General features: G+C 69.5%; 20 protein-coding genes and 1 pseudogene. 9 read left to right on the top strand and 12 right to left on the bottom strand.

Features of this window, described 5'->3' with window-relative positions:
• Position 1: 1 nt before the first annotated feature.
• Positions 2–178, bottom strand: coding sequence for a hypothetical protein (locus tag ACFYOV_RS28515; protein WP_389092401.1), 177 nt, complete (start codon positions 176–178; stop codon positions 2–4).
• 303 nt (positions 179–481) lie between these two features.
• On the opposite strand from ACFYOV_RS28515, the gene cutA reads away from it, so the two are divergent.
• The 3 genes from cutA (at position 482) to ACFYOV_RS28500 (ending at position 2,014) form a co-directional block, all read left to right on the top strand.
• A complete protein-coding gene (cutA, locus tag ACFYOV_RS28510; protein ID WP_389092399.1) occupies positions 482–886 on the top strand; it encodes a divalent cation tolerance protein CutA in 405 nt (134 codons plus the stop codon).
• A gap of 160 nt (positions 887–1,046) precedes the next feature.
• Positions 1,047–1,463, top strand: a complete 417-nt coding sequence (locus ACFYOV_RS28505; protein ID WP_389092396.1) for a hypothetical protein — start codon at positions 1,047–1,049, stop codon at positions 1,461–1,463.
• Positions 1,464–1,870: 407 nt separating this feature from the next.
• A complete protein-coding gene (locus tag ACFYOV_RS28500) occupies positions 1,871–2,014 on the top strand; it encodes a hypothetical protein (RefSeq protein ID WP_389092394.1) in 144 nt (47 codons plus the stop codon).
• 473 nt (positions 2,015–2,487) lie between these two features.
• On the opposite strand, the gene ACFYOV_RS28495 is transcribed toward ACFYOV_RS28500, so the two are convergent.
• Positions 2,488–6,540 (bottom strand): PAS domain-containing protein, encoded by a 4,053-nt coding sequence (locus tag ACFYOV_RS28495; protein ID WP_389092392.1) that lies wholly within the window; start codon positions 6,538–6,540, stop codon positions 2,488–2,490.
• 359 nt (positions 6,541–6,899) lie between these two features.
• On the opposite strand from ACFYOV_RS28495, the gene ACFYOV_RS28490 reads away from it, so the two are divergent.
• Complete coding sequence (locus ACFYOV_RS28490) at positions 6,900–7,085, top strand: hypothetical protein (protein WP_389092390.1); 186 nt, start codon at positions 6,900–6,902, stop codon at positions 7,083–7,085.
• 684 nt (positions 7,086–7,769) lie between these two features.
• Here the strand turns inward: ACFYOV_RS28490 and ACFYOV_RS28485 are convergent.
• On the bottom strand, positions 7,770–8,312 hold the full coding sequence (locus ACFYOV_RS28485) for a hypothetical protein (protein WP_389092389.1): 543 nt from the start codon (positions 8,310–8,312) through the stop codon (positions 7,770–7,772).
• A gap of 677 nt (positions 8,313–8,989) precedes the next feature.
• Here ACFYOV_RS28485 and ACFYOV_RS28480 point away from each other — a divergent pair.
• Entirely contained in the window at positions 8,990–9,163 is a 174-nt protein-coding gene (locus tag ACFYOV_RS28480; protein WP_389092387.1) for a TIGR02391 family protein, read from the top strand.
• Positions 9,164–10,867: 1,704 nt separating this feature from the next.
• Here the strand turns inward: ACFYOV_RS28480 and ACFYOV_RS28475 are convergent.
• Positions 10,868–11,851, bottom strand: coding sequence for a tyrosinase family protein (locus ACFYOV_RS28475; protein ID WP_389092384.1), 984 nt, complete (start codon positions 11,849–11,851; stop codon positions 10,868–10,870).
• A gap of 16 nt (positions 11,852–11,867) precedes the next feature.
• Positions 11,868–12,239, bottom strand: coding sequence for a hypothetical protein (locus ACFYOV_RS28470; RefSeq protein WP_389092382.1), 372 nt, complete (start codon positions 12,237–12,239; stop codon positions 11,868–11,870).
• Positions 12,240–12,847: 608 nt separating this feature from the next.
• Here ACFYOV_RS28470 and ACFYOV_RS28465 point away from each other — a divergent pair.
• Positions 12,848–13,450, top strand: coding sequence for a DUF6336 family protein (locus ACFYOV_RS28465; protein WP_389092379.1), 603 nt, complete (start codon positions 12,848–12,850; stop codon positions 13,448–13,450).
• Here ACFYOV_RS28465 and ACFYOV_RS28460 read toward each other — a convergent pair.
• Positions 13,375–13,623, bottom strand: a complete 249-nt coding sequence (locus tag ACFYOV_RS28460; protein ID WP_389092377.1) for a WD40 repeat domain-containing protein — start codon at positions 13,621–13,623, stop codon at positions 13,375–13,377. The two genes, ACFYOV_RS28465 and ACFYOV_RS28460, sit on opposite strands and share 76 nt — an antisense overlap.
• Before the next feature lie 216 nt (positions 13,624–13,839).
• On the opposite strand from ACFYOV_RS28460, the gene ACFYOV_RS28455 reads away from it, so the two are divergent.
• A complete protein-coding gene (locus ACFYOV_RS28455) occupies positions 13,840–15,033 on the top strand; it encodes an amidohydrolase family protein (protein ID WP_389092374.1) in 1,194 nt (397 codons plus the stop codon).
• Positions 15,034–15,071: 38 nt separating this feature from the next.
• On the opposite strand, the gene ACFYOV_RS28450 is transcribed toward ACFYOV_RS28455, so the two are convergent.
• Positions 15,072–15,512 (bottom strand): transposase, encoded by a 441-nt coding sequence (locus tag ACFYOV_RS28450; protein WP_389092372.1) that lies wholly within the window; start codon positions 15,510–15,512, stop codon positions 15,072–15,074.
• Between the two features lie 273 nt (positions 15,513–15,785).
• Between ACFYOV_RS28450 and ACFYOV_RS28445 the strand changes: the two genes are divergently transcribed.
• Complete coding sequence (locus ACFYOV_RS28445; protein WP_389092369.1) at positions 15,786–15,917, top strand: hypothetical protein; 132 nt, start codon at positions 15,786–15,788, stop codon at positions 15,915–15,917.
• 8 nt (positions 15,918–15,925) lie between these two features.
• Here ACFYOV_RS28445 and ACFYOV_RS28440 read toward each other — a convergent pair whose 3' ends face one another.
• The 5 genes and pseudogenes from ACFYOV_RS28440 to ACFYOV_RS28420 all read right to left on the bottom strand — a co-directional run bounded on the left by ACFYOV_RS28440 (position 15,926) and on the right by ACFYOV_RS28420 (position 19,423).
• Complete coding sequence (locus ACFYOV_RS28440) at positions 15,926–16,048, bottom strand: hypothetical protein (RefSeq protein WP_389092366.1); 123 nt, start codon at positions 16,046–16,048, stop codon at positions 15,926–15,928.
• Positions 16,049–16,229: 181 nt separating this feature from the next.
• Entirely contained in the window at positions 16,230–16,664 is a 435-nt protein-coding gene (locus ACFYOV_RS28435) for a hypothetical protein (RefSeq protein WP_389092364.1), read from the bottom strand.
• Positions 16,665–17,289: 625 nt separating this feature from the next.
• A pseudogene (locus tag ACFYOV_RS28430) lies at positions 17,290–17,659 on the bottom strand (gas vesicle protein).
• A gap of 244 nt (positions 17,660–17,903) precedes the next feature.
• Positions 17,904–18,542, bottom strand: a complete 639-nt coding sequence (locus tag ACFYOV_RS28425; RefSeq protein ID WP_389092361.1) for a maleylpyruvate isomerase N-terminal domain-containing protein — start codon at positions 18,540–18,542, stop codon at positions 17,904–17,906.
• A complete protein-coding gene (locus ACFYOV_RS28420) occupies positions 18,539–19,423 on the bottom strand; it encodes an NAD(P)-dependent oxidoreductase (RefSeq protein ID WP_389092360.1) in 885 nt (294 codons plus the stop codon). The genes ACFYOV_RS28425 and ACFYOV_RS28420 overlap by 4 nt, the downstream gene beginning before the upstream one ends.
• A gap of 135 nt (positions 19,424–19,558) precedes the next feature.
• Here ACFYOV_RS28420 and ACFYOV_RS28415 point away from each other — a divergent pair, with 135 nt between their 5' ends.
• Positions 19,559–20,554 carry a helix-turn-helix domain-containing protein gene (locus ACFYOV_RS28415; protein WP_389092357.1) on the top strand — a complete coding sequence of 332 codons (996 nt, stop codon included), beginning with the start codon at positions 19,559–19,561 and terminating at the stop codon, positions 20,552–20,554.
• Positions 20,555–20,645: the final 91 nt, after the last annotated feature.

Below are 20,645 nucleotides of genomic sequence, written 5' to 3'. Positions count from 1 at the left end.
TCTAGATTTTCACGCTGACGCTGACCTTCACTTCCACTTCCGCCCCGGCCTCTCTGGCTCTCATGGACTCCATGATGTCGTTCTCGAACTTGGACTTCAGGGTGTTGAGCTCACTGTCGCTCAAGCCGAGGTCCGGAATCGCGACCACTGCTTCTTGACTTTCGGTTCCGTTGCTCACCGCAGTGCCTTTCTCGGATGCTGCCGGTCCTGCCGGCCGCGCTGCGCGGGACGACCGGACATGGCCGCCCCGCCCATAGTGGATCAGCGAAACAGAGCCGGTCCCGCGGATTGCGCCGAACGTGGTCGCTGTTCGCCCGCCGACAGGTGCGCGGCTCGACCGGGGACGATGAGCGCCGAAACCGCGCGGGGGCCTTGTCCGGTCGCGAAGCCGAGGCGTCGGAAAACGGCCCCCACCGGGAAGGCGAGGGCCGTGGGGCGGCGGCCCCACGCGCGACGCGCTGGGAGGAAGAGGCTCCCGCGCATGGCTGATTTCCTGCAGATGTCGACGGCAACTCCGACGCGAGAGCAGGCCGTCGAACTGGCCCGGACGGTCGTCCAGGAGAAGCTGGCCGCCGGGGCGCAGATCATCGGCCCCGTGACCTCTGCGTTCTGGCACAACGGCGAGTTCGGTGCCGGCAAGGAATGGCAGCTGCTGCTGAAGTGCCCATCGTCGCTGGATCTCCCAGCTGTCTGGAATGGATCGCGCACCACACCGCCCCAGACGCGTAGGCGCTCAGGCGGCCCGTGCTGTGTCCAGGACTGCGGCAACGGCGGGCAGTATCTTGTGCTCGCCCAGCCGCCGGGGCACCAGCGCGATCCCCCGCGCGTCACACTCGAGAACCTCTGGCAGCGGCTCACTCCTCGGTGGTGTGGTGCGTGCTCGTAGACCAGCCTGCGAGTGTCCGGACGAAAACCCCTTGACCGGTTGCCCTTCGGGCAGGGCGGCGCCAGCGTGCGGAAGACCGCCCGTAGCGGTTCCTCACCGTAGTCCCACACGTTTTCAGTCGCGCGTAGTGAGGCCCTCCGCCAGACAGCGGCTCCACGTCATGGAAGGCACCGCCGGCGCGCAGGGCCTCAACACCGCCGAGTGCCGAGACAACACCCGGGGAACAGACCGTCCACCATGCGTATCCCCGCAGGACGGTGCCCAGGTGCGGGAAGGTGTCCTCAAGCAGCAGCCCGAGGTCGACCTCGAGTGCGGTCCTTCCTGTCCCACCTTCGGCGTCGTCCGCGATGCTTCCGTACAGGATGTCCTCGTGCCGGTGGAGCTGCGTACGGAAGAAGTCGATCCAGCGGGCCTGCGCCTCGCTCCGGAGGCCCGGGGCGGTGAATTCCTCGTGGTGCGAGAAGCGACGAGCGAGACGACTTCGGGGGTGTCGCGGCCCCGGACCACGGACACGTCGAGCCACGGCCAGTCGGGATGGCCGTCGGATCCGATGATCTTGAGAGCCACCGACGCTTGACCGGGCATGCTTTCCAGATCCCGGAGAAAGGCGCTCCAGTTCTTCGGGGACCAGGGGACCTCGTACGGTTTCTGCCGCCGCTTGGCCGGTTCCAGCACCACCAGGGTCGCCCACAGTTGCCCGGGCGCTGCTTCTTGGCGGCTGAGCGCGACAGCCCGGCCGGAGAAGTCCGCCTCGGGTGTGAATTGTGTCTGCAGCGGTCCCGCGAGTGCGGTGAGCGCAGCCGTGAACCAGGGTTCGTCCAGTTCGCGGTAGGCGCTGCCGTCGCCCGGGTACGGCAGGTCGATCTCTGCTCGCAGTGTCCAGTTGAGTTCGATCCCGCTGCGGGTTCCCTCGTGGTGGGCCATAGCCTGCTCCCTCCCCTGCCGGGGCCGGGGGAAGCCTAACCCCCTTACCCGCATGCGTTTTTGGTCCCCCTGCTGCACATCCAGGTCGCCCCCTACCAGGACACCCCGTCCGGCAAGGCGCTGACCGTCCAGCTGGTGCAGGGCCGGACTGTGGAGCTGGGCAGCACGGTCGGAGAGCTGCAGGGGCCGCAGCCGACCAGCTGAGCGGGCCGACCACCGCCGGATCGCCGACACGCAGTGCCCCTGGGGATGGCATCCGGTACCCAGGTACAGGTCTGCCGTCGAGGGTTAAGGCCGCTTCACCGGACGAGGCGGTCAAGATTGCGGGGAACGGTGATGACGTCATGGGCGCCGCAGGCGTGCACGCTGCCCGCCCAGGAGCGGCCGCTGGGCATGGCGGGGTTCGATGCACTGTTCGCGCACGGCCTTGACACCGCTTCATCTTTCGGTGGTCATTGACCACGGCAGCCGCAGCCAGGTGCCGGGGAGCGAGCGAAGCGTCCGCCTCCGCGCGGACAGCGCGCGAGCAGGCGGACGCTGCCCAGGAAGCCAACCTGCTGACCCGACCGCTGATGGACCGGTCAAGACGCCACGGACCCGCAAGGCGCAGGCCGACGCTTGAGCCGGCCTGGACACTCGTGGCATGCGCGGAGAGGACCGGGGCCGGATGTGACGCTTCAATCGGCACTGTCAGTAGTCGTCGCACTTGATGAAGCGTCGTGCGGGCGGGGCGGCCAGGCGTTCAGGTTGTGCCGACTGGTATGGACAGCGTGTGTGTCGTGGAGCGCGCCGTGCAGCTGCATGGCGGCTTCGAGTTCGATGCGGGCCTGCTTGAACTCGCCTACGCACAGGTTGAGTGTGCCGAGCTCGTGGTGGAAGTAGGCCTGTCCCGTCATGTCCTCGCCAGATGTGGCGGCCTGCGCGCCGGCTCGCAGCGCCTGCTGCCAGGCGCTCCAGTGCAGGCCCGAGGCGAAGGCCGGTGCCACGGTGCGTGCCAGATGCACCGCTGGGTTGTCCTGGCCCTTTGCCGACGGTCCCGTGCCCGGAGCCAATGCGTGCAGCGTGGCGAGCACCGCGGGGGCCTGGGTGCACACCTGCTGGGGGGTGGCCAGTGGATGCGCGGCCCACCAGCGGTAGTGTGCGGCTGCGGCCGAGGCGCGGATCGGGGCGTCCTCGCCGTACGCAGCGGCTTGCAGTTGGACCAGCACTCCGGCGGCGAGCCGGTAGCGGGAGCCGACCGGGGTGACCAGCCCGCACCCCACCAGCTCACCGACCGCGGCGTCGGCGTGGGTGTCGCCGACCAGCGCGGGCAGATGCGCCTGGTGCGGGATCTCGCCGCCGAGCGCGACGGCGAACTGCAGGGTGGCGCGGGCGGAGGCGCTGAGCCGGGAGGCGAGCAGCGGGGCGAGTGCGGCGGCCTCCCCGATTGAGGGCAGCGCGATGTCGTCGCCTTCGGCTGCGGGAAAGGGCGGTGCGCCAGCTCGGGTGCTGTCGAAAACGCCGAACGGGTCGCCTGCGCGTACCTGGTCGCGCTGCCGCAGCAGGGCGCCGGCCTGGACGAAGCGCAGCGGCAGGCCCTCGGACTCGAACCACAGGTCGCCGGCCCAGTTCGACTCGTCCTCGGTGAGGCGGCGGCCGACGGCGTGCTCCAGCAGGTCGATGCTGGCGGCGCGGTCGAGCCCGTCGAGGGCGACCTCTGCGACGCCCGCGTCGGCGGACGGGGCAGGCACGTCCGGGGTGGCGCCGATCAGGAAGGCACATTCCGGAGTGGCGTCCAGCAGCCCGTCGAGGGCCGCGCCGCCGAACTCGATGTCGTCCAGCACCACCACCGCGCCGATCTGGCGGGTGTAGGTGAGTAGTTCGGCCGTGTCCGGGCGGTGCAGCGGCGCGTTGTGGACCGCGGAGAAGAGGTCGTACAGCAGTTCCTCGGCGCTGCGGCAGTGGCCGCTGAGGCGGACGACGCCGTCGGGCGCGAGGTCGGCGCAGTCCTCGGCGACGACCTCGAGCAGCCGCGTGCGGCCGGAGCCCGCAGGACCGACAAGACGCACGCAGCGGCCGCGGGCGAGCATCCGCACGAGCTGATCACGCACCTCCTGGCGGGCTACCAGCGGCACCGGAGGCTGCGCCGGGCCGGGCGGCCTGGCGGCGTGTTCCACCTCGGCTCGCTCGGCCTTGGTCCGCTTCTCGGCGCGGACCAGATGCGTGTCCGGGCCGGCATCCAGGTGGCTCAGCTCGCCCGAGGCGACGGTAAGCACCAGCCGGCCAGAGGTTATCCGCAGGGCGGGACGCGAGAGGGGCGAGCCGGATGGGTGCCGTGTGCCTGGCCGGTGCGGGGGTCTCGTGCCCTCGGGCCGTATGCCGTGGTCGGCCGGGGTTGCCGCGGTCGCGGATGTCGCTGACGTGCTCCGGCCGTGATGCGGCCCCCTGGCATCGGGCAGCCTGGCACGGGCCGCACCCTGCGCGTTTGTGCTGTGCTGGCCTGGCCGTTGGCTGCCCTCTGCGGTGGGATGACGTATCACCACGGGCGGCATCAAACGGACCCCAGGGAGGTCGACGGGCAGCCGTGTGCTGATCTTTCGTTCTGCAAGGGCTGCAGCAGCGGGCGGGGGCGTGGATTCTTCCGCGTGGGTCCTTTGGGGGGTGCGGGTGGTGTCTGGTACTTCCAGCACCATCACGGTGGGGGCGTCGGCCTGTTCGGTTGCCAGTGTGTGGAAGGTGCCCGCGTGCGCCTGGACTTCTCCTTCCAGCTTCGCCATCTGCTCGCGGTCGCAGTCGGGGAAGGTGCCCCTGATGTCGATGCGTATGCGCTGGCCCCGCTTGGCTGCGGCGATCAGAACGGGACGGGCGAGGGAGCCGCCGGGCAGGGCCCCGGCGAGCAGTTGTGCCAGAAGGCCTGCCAGCCACGTGCCGTCCGAGTTCAGGGGCGTGGGCGGGGCGAACACGGTGCAGCGAGTGTCCGCCAGCGCGCTGCGAGCGGCCGCTGTGCGCACGCTCGTGTGGACCACCTGGTCAAGCGAGCTGAGGGCATCTGGTTCGGTTGCTGTTGCCCCGGGCACGGTGAGGAAGGGCACGGGGACAGCGAAGCCGGCGCGGGCTGCCTCGGCGCTCGCCAGCAGGTCTTTGCGGGCGGCGGGCGCAAGCACGTCGGTCAGGCGTGCGACAGCCTCGACACCTGGTTGGTCCATGCGTGCGAGTATCTGGATCAATACCTGGTGATACTCCATCAGCTCGGTCTTCAAGCGGCTCACGTCGGCGCGTTCGATCTCCGCTGTGGGGTCAGCGGCCGGGCCGCGGGCAATGTTTCGCTCCGCCGGCCGGCGGAGACGGAAGGTGATCACGGAGCCGCTGCCGCTGTGGCCTGCCATCATGGGCATGGCGCGAATGTCCACGGGGACGACGACGCCATCCTTGGCCAGGAGCGACTGCCCGCGCAGGCTGCAGGCATGCCCGTGGCTCAGACAGCGCCCCAGGAGGGTGTCGTGGAAGGGCCGGGGGGTGCCGTCGGGCCGGACACTGCGCAGTAGTGAGGCGAGTTGCATGCCGTCGAGTTCACTGGGCTGATAGCCGAGGGCAGCTGCGGCCGCGGCGTTCGCCAGGGTGATCCTGACGTCGCCGTCCACCCGGAGAATCCCCTCACCGGCGGCACGCAAGATCAGCTCGGTTTGCCGCTGCTGACGGGCGAGTTCCCTCTCCAGCCTCTGGGAGCCGGTCAGGTCCTTCAAGATGACCATGAGCAGATCCCGGCCGACGTAGCTGCTGCGTGTGTGCTGGACAGCCGCCCCGGCTGACCCGTGCTTGTCCGGGCGTGATCCGTGAAGAGGTGTGCTGGAGACCTCCACCAGCAGATCCCGGCCGTCAAGGCAGCGTGCCTGCAGCCGTAAGGGAGGCTGCTGGTCGGCTGCCTGGTGCCCGTCGTGGTTCTCGGCGATGCGTGGCAGACGAGTGATATCGAACGAGGGGAGGACATCGATCACACCGCGGCCGACCAGTCCGCCATCGTGCGACCGCAGAAGTGCCTCCGCTGCCCGGTTGGAGTGCAGGAGGGTTCCGTGGGCATCGAGGAAAAGCACCGCATCGGGGATCCCGTCCAGGACGGCTGCCACAGCGGCGCTGCCGTCAAGGAGGCCGGTCTCTGGCAGGGCCGGCCGCCCGGCCGGCCGGCCCGGGGCATCGACGAGTTCAGCGATCTCCCGCTCAGACATCGGCGTCAGCGAGTCGGCGAGGTCCTGGGCCTCCTTGGGCAGTTCGCCGTACGCCGCATGCCAGAGCCGGGCGAATCGGCGGCGTAACGCGCCGGCGGACGTACCGTGGGCGCAGTGCCGGGCGATCCGCTCCGCCAGCCACCACGCACCGTGCGGGCCCCGCTCCTGCGGGCCTCCCAAACGCCGGCTGAGGAAAGTCGCATTCACCTCCGTGATGCCCTGCGCCCTGAGCTCAGCGACAAACGCCCGCCGCGCTCCGTGAGCGATGAGAATGCGCTCCTGCAGGACCACGATCAGGGCCAGCACCTCGCGGCTGAACCGCTCACGCAGAGCCTCGTTGGAGGTCTCGATGCTGTGACGTTGCTTCTCCCCCAGCCTGGCGAACTGCTCAGGGCAGCGCAGCACGAAGATGAAGTCATCGATGGGGGCACGCTTCCCGCCCCGGCTCAGCAACGCGGCAAGATCATGGCCCTGCCCGATGTTGCAGTCGTCTCCCGCACTTGTTGCACCAGTGTCTTCCCCCCGCATCGGCGCCCTCCCCGACACCCGTGGTGCAACAAACCCGTTCCTGTGTTGCACGTTTCCAGACCTGCAATGTTGCAGCATGTACCGCTGGATTTACCGACTGTACCGAGGCTGGAATAGGGCCGTACGCCATCACGGGAAACCGGGCGGCGCCACACAAAGCCGCAAGGGCCCGCTCCGCGTCCCGTTCGCCAACCCTCCCGGCGCGGACCCCCGGCCATCCATGCAGCACCCATCACGGAAAAGGACCCCTCCAGCATGCTCGCTCACCTGCCCGCAAAGGCAGGAACGCCGTCCCTGGACGGCACCTGCTCCGCCCGAACGGCTTCCCGACCCCTGCACCACCAGCTCGGCGGTGCGCGATGACCAAGCTGCAGGTCCTCACACTCCTGCTGGCCACCTCGGCTGCGCTCAACCTCGGCTGCGCCAGCGGGATCATCGCCGTCTACGCCGGCGCCGGAACCGCCCAGGCCATCCTGATCGGCGGCGGCGCCGTCGGCGGCGCGATGACCCTCTTCCTCGCTGGCGTCGGCGTCTACCGCCACTGACACCGCCATCCCGCGGGCCGCCCGCCAGCGACCCGCGGCCACCCTCAATGACCGCCCAGCACCCGCACGCCGCCTACCCTCACCCGCGCGGTACCGCCGGGAGCCGCCGCCCTGAAGAACACCACGTACCACACGCCCCCACCCCGCCCATACCGCCGCCCCTCACAGGCAGCGGCATCCCTGTGGGCTGCCGCAGCGCCCCAGTGACATCCATTCTCATCGACACCGACCACGAAAAGGCGGTCGCGAGCGGCTCCCGCACCCACGCCGAAACGAGACCCCCGGGAGACTGACACAGCCACACACCACCAGGCCACACCCCACTTCGAGCACTCCCGCAGCTCCCGCACCCTCCACGAGCCGGGGGCCCGGCCCTCCGGCTGGCACGAGCCCCTGCCCGTTCAGGCTTTCAGGGCGGGGACCTCTCCCCGCCCCTCATCGGCCACGTTCAGCCATACGCCGACAGGGACTTCGGGTGAGCATGGGCGGGGCCCGTCGGCGGAGCGGCTGCAACGTGTCCGCCGGGCGGGCTCCGCCTGGCCCACCCCGGTGAGTTCACGACTGGTCGAAACAATCGCGCAGCTTCAGTCCCATGGGGTTGTCCATGGGAATGCCGCCCTCGCGCACCACGGCATCGGTCAGAGGGCGTAGAAGCCGGATGAGCTCACTCGGTCTCGCTCGTGGTCAGCGCCTCGTAGGCGGTGGCGGCCGTTGGTCGGTTCGTTCCTTGATGTCAGCCATGAGCTGCCGTCCCCATCCCGACAACCGGTCGCCCTCCAGGAGGCCCCTCCCTTCCAAGGCGCCGCGTCTGGACGTCCACTCCGCCTCGTCGAAGTCGCGTGCCGGCGTGCAGACACCGCGAGGGATCCCACTCGCGATCGCGTGCAAGACGTGCGCCTCACGGCCGGCGACGCCGGCGGCAACCAGAGCCGCGACATGACCGTCTCCGCGGTGCTCACGAAGAAGCGTCGCGGCATGCCACAGATGGGCAAGAGGCTCTGCAGGCACCCGCAGGGAGCGATCGGCGGCGAAGCGAGCCCGGCGTTCGAGCGGCGCCAATCGAGCAGTACGCGTGGCAGGCTCTGCCGCCCGCGCCGTATCTGCGCACTGTGCTGGGGGGCGTTGAGGATTTCCGCGCGGGTGGTACAGCCGTCCCCGTCGGCGTCCACCCACAGCGGCTCCCCCGCCACCAACGCGGGTGGGCGAGGCGGGACACGCCCTGCGCATGTGTGACGCCCTCACCCGGAGATCAGGACGCGGTCCGACCTCCGGTCTCGGCGGCCGCACACCTCGAGACAGCCGACGCCGCGCGCGGGGACTTCGACCGCCCGGCGCTCAAGAGGTCAACAATGCGGGGCCGATATGCCAGTTTCGGCAATGGCAGGCGCGGCTGGCGCAGTCGTCACCGCCCAGGGCCGAGGCGGCGGAGCTACTGGCGCGCCGCGGCGCTGCTGGCGCAGCAGGCGCGCCACGGTGCGTCGAACTGCGTGATCGCGTTCCTCAAAGAGGCAATGGCCCCGGTGCGCTACGTTCAGCAGCCCCACACGTTCTCACGCCGGCAGGACGACCTCAACGAGGTCCTGGTCCAGGTCGGGCTGCGGGTCAACGACCAGGGGCAGGTGGCCAGGGGGCCGGCGCCCGCCACGCTGAGCGAGGCCGCACGGCACGCCAGCCGAGCTACGCCGCCGCTCCACGCATCCGCAGGTGCTGCGCTACTGCACCGTGGAGATCCTGGCCAAGAACCCCTTCCACGCCAGCCTGGAGACGGTCAAATCGGTGGCCGACCGGGCGCACTCTCACCGGCCATGGCCTGGACGGGGCGCGGCTGGTCGACGCGGTTCTCATGCCGGGCCAGGGAACGGCCCGGGTGGCCATCAACGCGAACGCCACAGGGCCCGAGCTGGATGAGCAGAAGGGGGCTGGCGAACCTGGTCAAGGGCCTGTTCAGCATGTACCGCAACCCAGCCGCACACGAGCCGCGCCTTCACCGCACCGTCACCGACGAGGAACTGCTGGAACTGCTCACCACACTCTCGATGCTGCACCGACGGCTCGACGGCGCGCACATCACCCCCTGACGCCGTGGTGCCGGATCCTGGAGACCCATCGGGCTTCGAGAAGCCACCCTCGAACGTCGTCAATGCCCGTGCGCAGCTGGTGCAGTTGGCTGCGGCGGCAAGACAAGGTGCTCGATCTTGAGTGCCGTGCAGGCCCCCCCTGTTCAGGTGCCCGCGCGCCTGTTTGACCGTGGCCCTGCCCGGCGGCTTCCATGGGGCCGGGCCCGTGAGCGCCCGGCCGCGCGACGGACGAAGCCCCCACAGCTTCCGTCGCCGGGAATCGGCCAGAAGCCTCATGCTCGACCCGCACAACCGTCTGTCTCTTTCACACAGCGCGCACCGCCGGGGGCCGGTCCCGTGCGGAAGAACGCCTCATGAACCCTCCGTCCGCCTTGCTTCTCACCGCCGACCGGCGGCGCAGCACCGGTGAATCCCACCAGGCCCTGTGCCCCATGCTGACCCGGCCAGGCCGCCCCCTGTCCATTCCGGCCGCGCGCCACACCGAGCAGGCCTGGATCGACTTCCTCTATCCCAAGGTCAGTGGGGACGCGGGCGATGACCCACGTCACCGGGTCGCCGGTGTGCCGGGGCTGCGCAGTTCCCGCGATGCGGGTGGTATCCGCCTGTACCGGCCGGGCATGGCGGCGGTCGTTCTCCTGTCCGGGTTCAACCCGCGCTGGTGGGTACGGATCGCGGGCCGCCGCGAGGACATCTACGGTCCTTTGCTGCGACAAGCGCACTGGACAGCCGCCGAGCAGGCGGCCTGCCCGCGCGATCCCTCTGCGCTCCTGTTCGCCTCTGCTGCGCCGTATCCGCGCGACCGCCGGCCCGGGGCCGGTCAACAGCACCGACACCTGGACCAGCGGGAAAGGTGTCCGCCTGGAGACACCGGACGGCCCGCCCTGCCCCGACGCCACCCGGCTCCTGACAGAGGGGCCCCGCGGACTCGGCTGGCAGATCGAGAACAAGGTGTGCACCTGTCTGTGCGATCACAGCCACGCCTCGGTCGGCTGCACCGTCGACTTCCGGGACCCGGCCACCGGACGGCCTGTGTGGTACTCGAACCTGAAATGGGGCCGCACCCTTGACTACCGCCGCGCTGAGAGCACCACCGGTAACCGCGCCGCGTTCACCTTAGCGCTGCAGGCGGGAGCCGGACGAGCGTCGCCTTATACCCCGACAGGACGCCTGCCACGCGAGCCGGGACCCCGTGCGGAGCGCGGAGGGTTTCCCGACACGGTGCCTGACAGTCCGGACCTGAATCCGGCACCCGCAGGGTCCGAGCCGGTCGTCGTAGGCCAGCATGGCGCGGGCCCTGGCAGCGTCGATGAGCGGGCTCGACTGCTGCCGTTGAGGACCCCGTCGAGGAGACCGAGGGTGTGGGCGGCACGCCAGCGGGCCCGCTGCTTGCTGGCGTCCTTGAGGCGCAGGCGGCGCGGGCGGCGCCGTGGTCGGCCAGGTAGCAGGCCGGGATGCCGTTCGCCCTGGCCAGCAGATGGAACAGGTGCCGGTCCACTCCGTCGCCCGCGGTGTTTAGGAGGGCCGAGCCCGCGGTGGCGGCGGGGCCGGTGGCCAGGTCAGTCATTCGAAGCACTCCGTGAGATCGGCTGCGCAGCGGCAGCGCCGTGCAGCAAGACCAGTAGGGCCAGCAGTTCGGCGTGGTGGGCGTAGTCGGGGGCGTGGGGCCGGGCGGCCGTCAGCGGTGTATATACGGGCCGTCAGTCCTCAGGGCAACCGGTCGTACGTGTAGAGGGCGGTCAGGTCGAGTACCGTCTCGGGTGTCGCGGCGGGGCCGAGCGGGGAGACGATCGGGTCCCTCAGCCTGTGGCCGCGCAGGATTGCCGGAGCGGACTGGTCAGGCAGGTAGTCCCGGCCGTTGCGGTCCATCCACCCTTCCCAGAGCCGGTCGACGTTGCAGTGGTGCAGGTAAAACGCCGGGTCGTTAGGCGAGGAGGCCAGGCTCATGTCCCGGCCGATGAAGACGTGCACCAGATTGTGCAGGCCGAACGGGTTGAACCCTTCCAGCCGGTTGCGGAAGCCGATCGAGCTCGCATCCCACGGCGGGAAGTCGTAGGTGGTGAGGTCCGGGTCACCATCCGGCGGTGGGCGGACGTCGAAGAGCGCGTCAACATCCGCCTTGCTGGGCACTCTGCCCTCGTCGACGCCGAGGGCACGCCGCAGCCCGCGCGAGGTCCGGACCATGTTCAGCGACGAGTTGGTCGTGATCCGAACCCGGAACGTGTCCGGGTCGGCCTCATCGAAGCCGAAGGGACCATCGCTGACCGTGTCGAACGGGCCCGTGCCGCTGCCGCCCATGCAGGACGGCTCCCAGAAGGCACTGACCCCCGGGTCGCCGCGCTCCATGTCATCCGTCCAGTCCCAGTAGGGCAGGCCGAAGGACGCATCCTTCAACACGCGCTGGAGGTTGGCCTCCATCAGGCTAAGCATCACCCGGTGCCAGGGAAGGAAGATCGGCCCCCGGTGGGCGGCGTTGCGGATATCGGGGTCTCCGCCCGGAGGGACGGCGGTCCGCATGGCCAGGATGTGCCAGATGACGAACAAGTCGTAGGTGCGCACCTGGCCGGGCGCGCCCGCGATGCCGAAGTCAGTGGTGGAAAAGGGGGACGGCTCTGCCTTGAGCTGCTTGACGCCGGAGATGAAAGCCTCGCGAACTGCATCGTCTTGGAGGATGTTCTTCCGAACGGCCATCTCAGTCACCTCCGTGCTAGTGCCGGCCACCATCGTGGCCTCCGCCATGGCCGCCACCGCCGGGCCCGGGCGGGTGGGCGGGGAACTCCTCGGGATAGTTGTCGATCAGCGCGCTCACCGCGCCGAGCGCTGAGGGGAACTGGTAGGCGGGCAGCGCGTGGCAATGCACCTGGCCGTTCGAGTCCACGCCGAGGTGGGCGCCGATCGGCAGGCCGTCCACGGTGATCTCGTAACGGGTGGTGACAACGATCTGGTGATCGCGGTGCACCGTTGTGCGGACCGTCGTCGCCGGCCCGGCGTGGTGGGTCGCTGGCAGCTTCGGCAGGCTGCTCAGGTAGCCGCCGAGCTTGTCCGACGTGGCGACGTTGGCCAGAGCTTGTGGGTCCATGAGAACCTCCCGGGTCGCAGGTAGCCCCCGGGAATACCCCAGGGCGCGAACCTCCCTGTCTCCACCGTCCCGCAGATGCGGCCGCCACGCGCGTTGAGGCGCTGCTCACCGCGCTCGCCGAGGCAACGGCCGCAGCCGAACTGCCGGCGCAGCGGTTCCGTGGTTTGAGGCCGGTGACATGGTTCTTACGAACCACCCCGAAAGCACTGTGCCAGGTGGCGTGTAACTGTGCGCGACGATCGTCGCACACAGTGATTCTCATAAATGACCAGCTGCGAGAGGCTTGCGAGAGCCCCAAAGATGATCACGTTTCCTCAGATCACGATTCTCAGAAGGCCTCGCAGAACTCCGGGGTTCTGCGAGGCAGTTCTGACAGACTGCTGGGGCAAAGCTGACGCCTGATCAAGCACGCCCGGGGCAGGGAGGCCGAACCAGGCCCTGGGCGCACGTGTCGACGCAGGCCAGTCAGGGATTCGGACGGTCGGAAGTGCACTGAATCTCGGACCAGGTCTCAGGGCCAGGAGGTCGCAGAGCCAGGCGGGCTTCGGCGTGGTGATGGCCAGGGGGACACTGCGGATGCTCGGGCCCAGCGGGCTAGGGTGCTGACCATGGCTTTGGACCAAGACGGCGTCATGCTGCCGCGGCTGCGGCCGACGGACGTTGCGCGGCGAGGCGTGGCCTTCGGCCTGCTGGGCGTCATCCCGCTCGCGGTGACGACTTTGAGCATCACTGGCCACGGTGACCGAGAAGAGTTCTTGGCCGTGGTCAGTGCTCTTGCCGGCCTCTTCGGTGCGATCCTGCTTGTGGTCGGTGCCGGCTTCTGGTGGGCCAGCATGGGGGACATCCGACGCCTGCGGGACTGGGGCACGATCACGGGAGAGGCCGCCTCAGTGACCATCGTGCGGTGTTCCTACGCTCCGGGCTGTTTCTGCTTGTCCTCGGGGCCGCCGCTCTCGGGCTGTACCACGTCGTGGCCGCTGCCCCTTACGACGGCTGATTGCACAGCTAAAACCTACTCCGGACCGGTAAGCGGTAACTCGTGCTGCACGGAGGCCATGGAATCCACTCGGGGGGCCGCGGAACTCGGTCCGGCGGCCAACGCTGGACGCTCCGGTCGCGGCACTCGCCACCGTGCTCATCTGCGCACCGGTGACACCGAGCTCCGTGCCTCCCGGCGGGGGTGGCCGTTGGGGCTGACGGCCACGGTGTAGACGTAACTGGTGTGTCCGCTCAGGATCGTGCGTGGGGTCGTCCGCAGCCGGACGGTGTGGTCTGCGCCCGCACTGGCCAGCATGGTGCCCTTCGGGTCGAAGGCGAGGCCCAGGACGTGTCCGTTGTGGCCGGTCAGGGGCTGGGTGAGGTCTCCGACCTTGTCTGGAGCCATCACTTGTTGACGACGTTGTTGCTGATCGGGCTCTCGAGGGGCTCTGGTTTGGCGGGGTCCTTGACGTCCCAGAGATGGGCAGTCTGGTCACTGCCGACAGCGGTGGTATTAACGCGCTGAAGTGGCCCCACTTTTCCGGTCCGAACTGGTCCAACCGGCGGGGCGCGTGGGAGCGTTCGGGGGTTGTTGCTGCGCCGTAACCAAGGAGGATCACCGGTGGACACCATCGTCTCGGCGGGACGCGTGCTGCTCGGCCCGCCAGGGCACTACATCACCGACGGGGCAGTCGTGGTCCACAACGGCGTCATCACGGACGTCGGCCCCCGGAGCGACATCGAAGCGCGCACCCCACGCGGCATCACCAGCTTCGCCTATCCACACGGGACACTCCTGCCCGGTCTGATCGACACCCACGTACACCTCGCACTCGATGCAGGCCCGGATCCGGTGTCAGCTCTGCACGGTCTGGACGACGCAGCCCTGAGCAGCGCCATGGCTCAGCGAGCATCCCAGCTGCTCGACGTCGGCATCACCACTGCCCGCGATCTAGGCGACCGCAACGGGCTCGTATTCCGACTGCGGAACGACATCGCAAGCGGTCGGCTGGTTGGTCCGCGCATTCTGGCGGCCGGCACACCGGTGACTGCTCCCGGCGGTCACTGCTGGTTCTTCGGAGGCGAGGCCGACGGCGCCGATGCCATCCGGGCGACAGTCCGCCGCAACATTGAGTGCGGAGCCGACGTCATCAAGGTCATGGCCACCGGAGGCGGCATCACCAAGGGCGGCCCTCCCATCTGGGCAGCACAGTTCACCGCGGCAGAGCTGGACATCGTCGTGGAAGAAGCACGGCGAGCCGGGCTGCCTGTCGCAGCGCACGCCCACGGCACACCCGGGATCGCCGCGGCAGTGGCCGCCGGGGTGAACACGATCGAACACTGCACGTGGATGGCCCGGGACGGGTTCGACATTCGAGAGGACCTGATCTCCACCATGGCAGCCAACGGCGTCGCGGTGTGCCCAGCAGCCAGCCCTGACTGGCGCGGCTTCGCCCAGCGCTTCGGCCCCGCGCGAGCCGACATCATGTTCGGCACTCTGCGCCGGATGCGTGAACAAGGAGTACGGCTCATCGCCGGCACGGATGCAGGAGTGAGCCGCGCCGTCTTCAACGACTTCGCCTCCAGCCTCGAATTCTTCGAGCACATCGGCTGTACACCTGCCGAGATCATCGAGCTGGCCACGAGCGGCGCAGCCCAAGCCCTCGGCATCCGGCACATCACCGGCGCACTTCAACCCGGGCTTGACGCTGATCTGCTGGTGGTGAACGGCAACCCCCTCAATGACCTACAAGCCCTGCGCAGCATCCGGTTGGTTCTGAGAGGCGGGCGTCCGCGCGTCCCCGAGCGCTACTGAGGTTTTCGATTCAGGGTGACGTCATGGCGAGGCTGTGATCAGTCCGGTCTCGGCGATGAACCCGTCGAGCAGGTCGGGGCGTACTCCATCGGTTTGAGTCGGGTGCTGACGAGCCCGACGAGGTCATCGATGCTGCACGGGGTGAGGTTGCCCAGCCTCTTCTTCAAGTGCGCCCAGCGCTCGGCCGGGTTGAGGTCGGGGGAGTAGGGAGGGAAGCTGAAGACCGTCAGCCACAGCCGTTTTGCGATCAGCTCGCGCATGGCGGCGTCGACGTGGTGGCTGTAGTTGTCCCAGACCAGTACTTCAAAAAGCGCAATCCGTGGGCCAGTTGCGCCTGGTCGAAACCGATCGCCGAACTGAAGAACGAAAACGCCTCCCAGCACATCGCCTGAAAGGCCCCACCAATGAAAACCCGTCGTATACCTGCCGCGCTGGCCGTGGCCGCCACGTGCGCGCTGCTCGGCGCGTGCGGTACCCACAGCCAGCAGACCGGCACCGACCCCGCCGCCGAGGCCGCGTGCTTCCTACGCTGCCGCGCCCCTGAATACCTCCACCACCAGGAAAGACCTTAGCCACCTCGTCCGCGTAGCGGCCTACTTCACCCCGCCAGCCGCACCCGGGTCGAAGACACGCAGCGCCACAGGAAGCCGTACTTGGATCGCCGTAACCTGCTTGCCGCCGCGACCAGCGCGGCCGCGGCCTCCCTGCCGAACATTGCACATGCTGCCGCCGCGACCAGCGCAAAGGACGTCATGAGTATCACCGCCCCCTACCGTGCCTCCGCGCGCGCCCAGCTCCACGCGCTGCGCTGCCGGCAGATCACCGCCCGCTCACTGCTTGATCAGACGCTCGCACACCTGGCGAAGGTCAACCCTTGCTCGTAGTGGGCCTGTCAGCACAAGTCGTTGGCGTACTGGTTGACCCATACGACCGCGGGATCCCGGGCCACCAGTTCCCGCACCCGGGCAAGCCTGGTCTCCAGGTAGCCGCCGCCCGCGTCCCGCTCCCAGACCATGTCGAGGTCCGCCCCGAGGCTGTCCAGGATGGCGAGGTTCGTCGCAGAGGTGTTCGGGTCGAGGACGCAGGTGACTCAGAGCCCGTACAGCGGGGCCAGGGCGGCCAGGGCGTCCCCACAACCGGCCCGGACAACCGCAACGGTTCCCGGAGAACCGCCGGGCCCCACGAAAGGTTCGAGGTCAGGTCAGGCGTCCGTAGATTCGCCGACCGCTGGTGGCCTCGACGTTGGCGAGCTCGGCAAGGGCGCTGAGGACCTGCTCGGCGACACAGGAGGACCACACGTACCCCTCGTCGGCACCCGCCAGGAACCACTGCGTGGCAGCCTCGTCGATATCGGACGGCGTCGCCTCCCGCACCGCCTCGACCAGCACCTGCGGCACCTCGAACACCAAGGTACTGCCGTCCTCGTCCATGGCGATGATCCGCGGCACCGCCTCCTCCGTCACCGCGTCCATACCGCGGCCGGCCAGGAGGGCCTCCCAGGCGGGCAGCGCGTCCTCCGCATCGACATCGCCGAAGTCCAGTTGTACGGGGCCCGCTTCGGGGCCAGCCGTGAGCGCGCCCGCGGCGGTGTGCTCGTCCTGCGCGGCGAAGAGTGTCAGCATGTTGTCCATGAGCAGAGATGGTGACGTACCGGTGACCGTCCCTGCCCAGCCAGGGCCCCCGCCGCCAACCCTCCCCATGGCCAACGGACTCCACCGACGCAGCACGGCGGCGCCCGGTGTACCCGTCACTCCGGCCGGCGAGGACGGCCGCCAGCCGGGGATGCTCGGTCGCGGCAGCCAGGGCGTCGGGCGGCATCCCGGGCTGACTGTTGGGTGAGAGGTGTGGGTGACGGGCGGTCCCGGAAGACGATCGGCGGCAGCGTGCACGGGGCGGTACAGGTGGCACGGTTGTAGAGACGAGACGGTTCCGTGCGTGCAGGGGTGAGCCACCGGTCTGTCGGCCGGGCGGGCTCATCTGCGGGCGGGGGCTCGGCGATGGGTGTGCCGTAGTAGCGACAGCGTGCGGCCTGGAAGTCAGTGGTGAGGATGTGGTCGGCCGTCTGCAGAGCTTGCCCAAGGCGGCGGACAGGTGGGGGCGGGGGCAGACCAAGCTGGTCGTACTTCATGCGGACCAGCACGATGGTGTGCAGGCGTTGTTCGCGGCGCGGTTGAGGCGGTGGCGGTTGGTGCGACCGGAGGAGGCAGGAACCGGGGCGGCGGCGTTCCGGAGAGTGCCGGGCCGGGTGCCGTCCGGTCATCGGACCTCCCCTCCGCGGTCCCGGCGTTCGCCGCGGTCCATGGCCGGTGCCGGGCCCTGACCCGCCCCGAGTTCGGCGATCCGCTGGCGCAACTCACGGTTCTCCTCGGTCATGGCGTCGTGCCGGGCCCGGGAGGACAGGGCCGGGTCGCTCTCCCACCAGTCGATGCCTGCCGTCTTCGCCGTTTCCACCGACAAGATGAACAGCCGCAGACGGATGGTCGGCAGCTCGATGTCAAGCAGGTCGATTGATGTCACCGGCGATCACGATGCCCTTGTCCAGGACACGTGCGAGGATGTCGGCGAGGTGGGCGGGATGCGCGGGGTGCGGGCGATGGTCTGTGTGGGCCCGGCTCCGTGCCTTCACCGTCTACGGCACGTTCTCGGGAGCCAGGGCGGCGTTCGCCGATCGCGCCGGTGAATAGGGGACGAACCCGTTCGGCTCTGGCATGGTGAGCGGATCAATCGGCCTCGCAGCCGATGCCGTCACCATCCCGGCCGAGGCGGTGGGGGTCGCCGGGGCCGACCCGTTCGAGCCCTGACAGGTCGGAGCAGCATGCGTGGCGCGGCACGACGGGCTGGCCGGCCCCGGCCGTCGGGGTGCGGCACGGTCAGCGCACTGATCCGTCCCACTGCCAGTCCGCGCGGCGGGGAAGACCGGGAAGCGGAATGCGGCCCGTGCACCACAGCAGGGTCTCGGACGGGCTGTGCCCGGTCGGGGCATCGGGGAAGAGGCGGGCGAGGACGGCGGTGCTCAGGTCGTCGGGCGGGGTCCAGGGCAGGCCGAGGGCACGGGTGATGTCGAAGGTGTGGACGGTCAGTTCGGTGATTCCCATGGCCGCGAAGCCGGTGGCATCGGAGCGCCCCCAGGGGTGCCAGGCACGTGCTTCGGCATGCGTGTCGCGGACTGTGGAGATCAGCAGGGACGCGGCGATCCGCAGGCCCTCCAGGCAGGCGGGGACGGGGGCCTGTGGGTCGAGCGAGGCGAAGAGAGTGATGTAGCGGTCGTCGGGGCGGGCGATGAGTAGGCCCGTGTAGCCGGTCAGGCCGAGGGCCAGATGATCGAGGGTCCGGCGGCAGCTCCAGTCGAGGCCGTGGGCGGGGCGTAACCAGTCCTGGTCGGCTCCACTGAGCAGGGCGGCCAGGCAGTCGTCGGTGGCGGCGGTCAGCAGGTCCGGCCATGGCGCGGCGCCGCCGGGAACCACAGGGGCAGGCCCAGGACGGGGGGTGGCTGCCGGTGTGACGGTCATGCGGCGTCCCCCGGGTTCCTCAGGACCTCGATCACGCTGGCGTAGCTCTCGGCGCCGTGGCCCGCGTCCCTGGTCCGCTCCATGACGGACTTCAGGAGCTCGGGCAGGGTGTTGTCGATGCCGCGGGCCGCCGCAGCGTGGATGAGATGGCCGATGGCCGCGATCTGCACCTCGACGGTGGCGTCGTCGCCCGGGTAGCGGCCGGCCTCCACCTGGGGTGCGTAGGTGGTCAGGAAGCCCGCCACGGTGGTCAGCCAGCGGACCGCGACCGGGGTGAAGGACGTCGCCGGTGTTTGCTCGGCGCCGACCAGCGCGGTGCCGTGCAGCCAGCCGGTCATGGTGGACCACATCAGGCCGAGCAGGGCGGCGTCGTAGAGGGAGGCCAGGCCCGGATCGCTTCCCAGATACAGGGGATCGCCCAAAGACGCCAGGGTCGGGCGATGGGCTTCGAAGACGGCGCGGGAACCGCTGTAGAGGAACATCATCTCGGGGTTGCCGACCCCTGGCGGGGTCGTCATGACGGCGCCGTCGAGGTAGCCGGCGGCGTGCGACCGGGCCCACGTGGCGGCCTCACGGGCCTGCTCGGGGGAACCCGAGGTGAGATTGACCAGGACCTTGCCCGCGAGGGATCCGGTGACGGGGTCGAGGACGTCGTGAAGCGCCTCGTAGTCCAGAACGCAAGCGATGGTGAGCGGGCTCGCCGCGATCGCCTCCCCGGGGGTCGCGGCCAGGCGGGCTCCCCGGTCGGCCAGCGGCCGGGCCTTGGGCGCCGAGCGGTTCCACACGGTGATCTCGTGCCCCTGCTCCAGCAAGACGGAGGCCAGCGCCGAGCCCATCGACCCCAATCCGATGACACTCACCGCTGATTGACCGTAACGCATGCCACATCTCCTTGTAGGTCCGGTACGCCCCGCCTGTGGCGGTTGGCCGTGCAAGACCAAGATCGCAGCAGGCGGAGGACGGGAACAGTGACGGCGATGACGGCGTCCACCGAATTCCTGCCATAGCCTTCGCACATGAATGCTGGTTCCGTCGCCGTGGTCGTGACCGAGGGCATCGGAGTCCCCTCGTGGGACCTCTACGAGTTGAGCATCCCCTGTACCATCTTCGGGAAGCCGCAGTCCGATCTTGCCGACCCCTGGTACGAGTTGATGCTGTGCGGTACCGGGGAGGGGCAGCAGGACACCCTTGCGGCCGAGGCGGGGCTGTCACTGTGGACTCGCCACGGGCTCGACGACCTCGTCGGCGCCGACACGGTCATCGTGCCCTCGGTGCCCGACTCCTGCGTCGACGAGGGCAGACCACTGCCGCAGGCCCTCGTCACGGCCCTGCGCCTCGCCTATGACGCCGGCGCCCGCATGGTCTCCTTGTGCACCGGCGCCTTCGCCCTCGCCGAGGCGGGGCTGCTCGACGGACGACGCGCCACCGCTCACTGGATGCACACCGCCCAACTGGCCGAGCGCTACCCGAAGATACACGTCGACGACTCGGTGCTGTACGTCGACGACGGCGACGTGCTCACCAGCGCCGGACTGACCGCGGGAATCGACCTCTGCCTCCATCTGGTGCGCCGCGACCTGGGCGCATACGTCGCCAATCAGCTCGCCCGCCGGATGGTGGTGCCGGCCCACCGGCACGGGGGTCAGGCCCAGTTCATCGACCTGTCCGTACCCGCCGCCGACGACCGGGGCCTGGGCCCCGTACTGGACTGGGCCCGTGAAAACCTGGACCAGCCGCTGACGGTCGAGGACCTGGCACGGCGCGCAGCGATGAGCCCGCGGACCCTCCACCGGCGGCTCCGGGCGGCCACCGGGACGACCCCGCTCCAGTGGCTCCTGCAGCAGCGCCTGCTGCGGGCCCAAAATCTCCTCGAGGCAACGAATTTGTCGATCGAGAAGGTGGGGGAGCTGAGTGGCTTCGGTACGGCGAACAACCTCCGCCACCACTTCCTCAGACACGTCGGGGTGTCCCCGGGCCATTACCGGCGGGCCTTCTCCCGGACGATGCCCTAGTGTCCTGCGCCAGTAGTTGATCGTTAGTTGCGGTGTGACTTCTGCTGCTGGTGCGCCAGTTCCTCGTCGGGGCCCGAAGCTGGAACCGCTG

The sequence above is a fragment of the Streptomyces sp. NPDC005931 genome (assembly GCF_042871235.1).
Lineage (GTDB): Bacteria > Actinomycetota > Actinomycetes > Streptomycetales > Streptomycetaceae > Streptomyces.
Note: the sequence above shows the minus strand (reverse complement) of the source record. Positions and strands in the feature narration are given on the sequence as shown.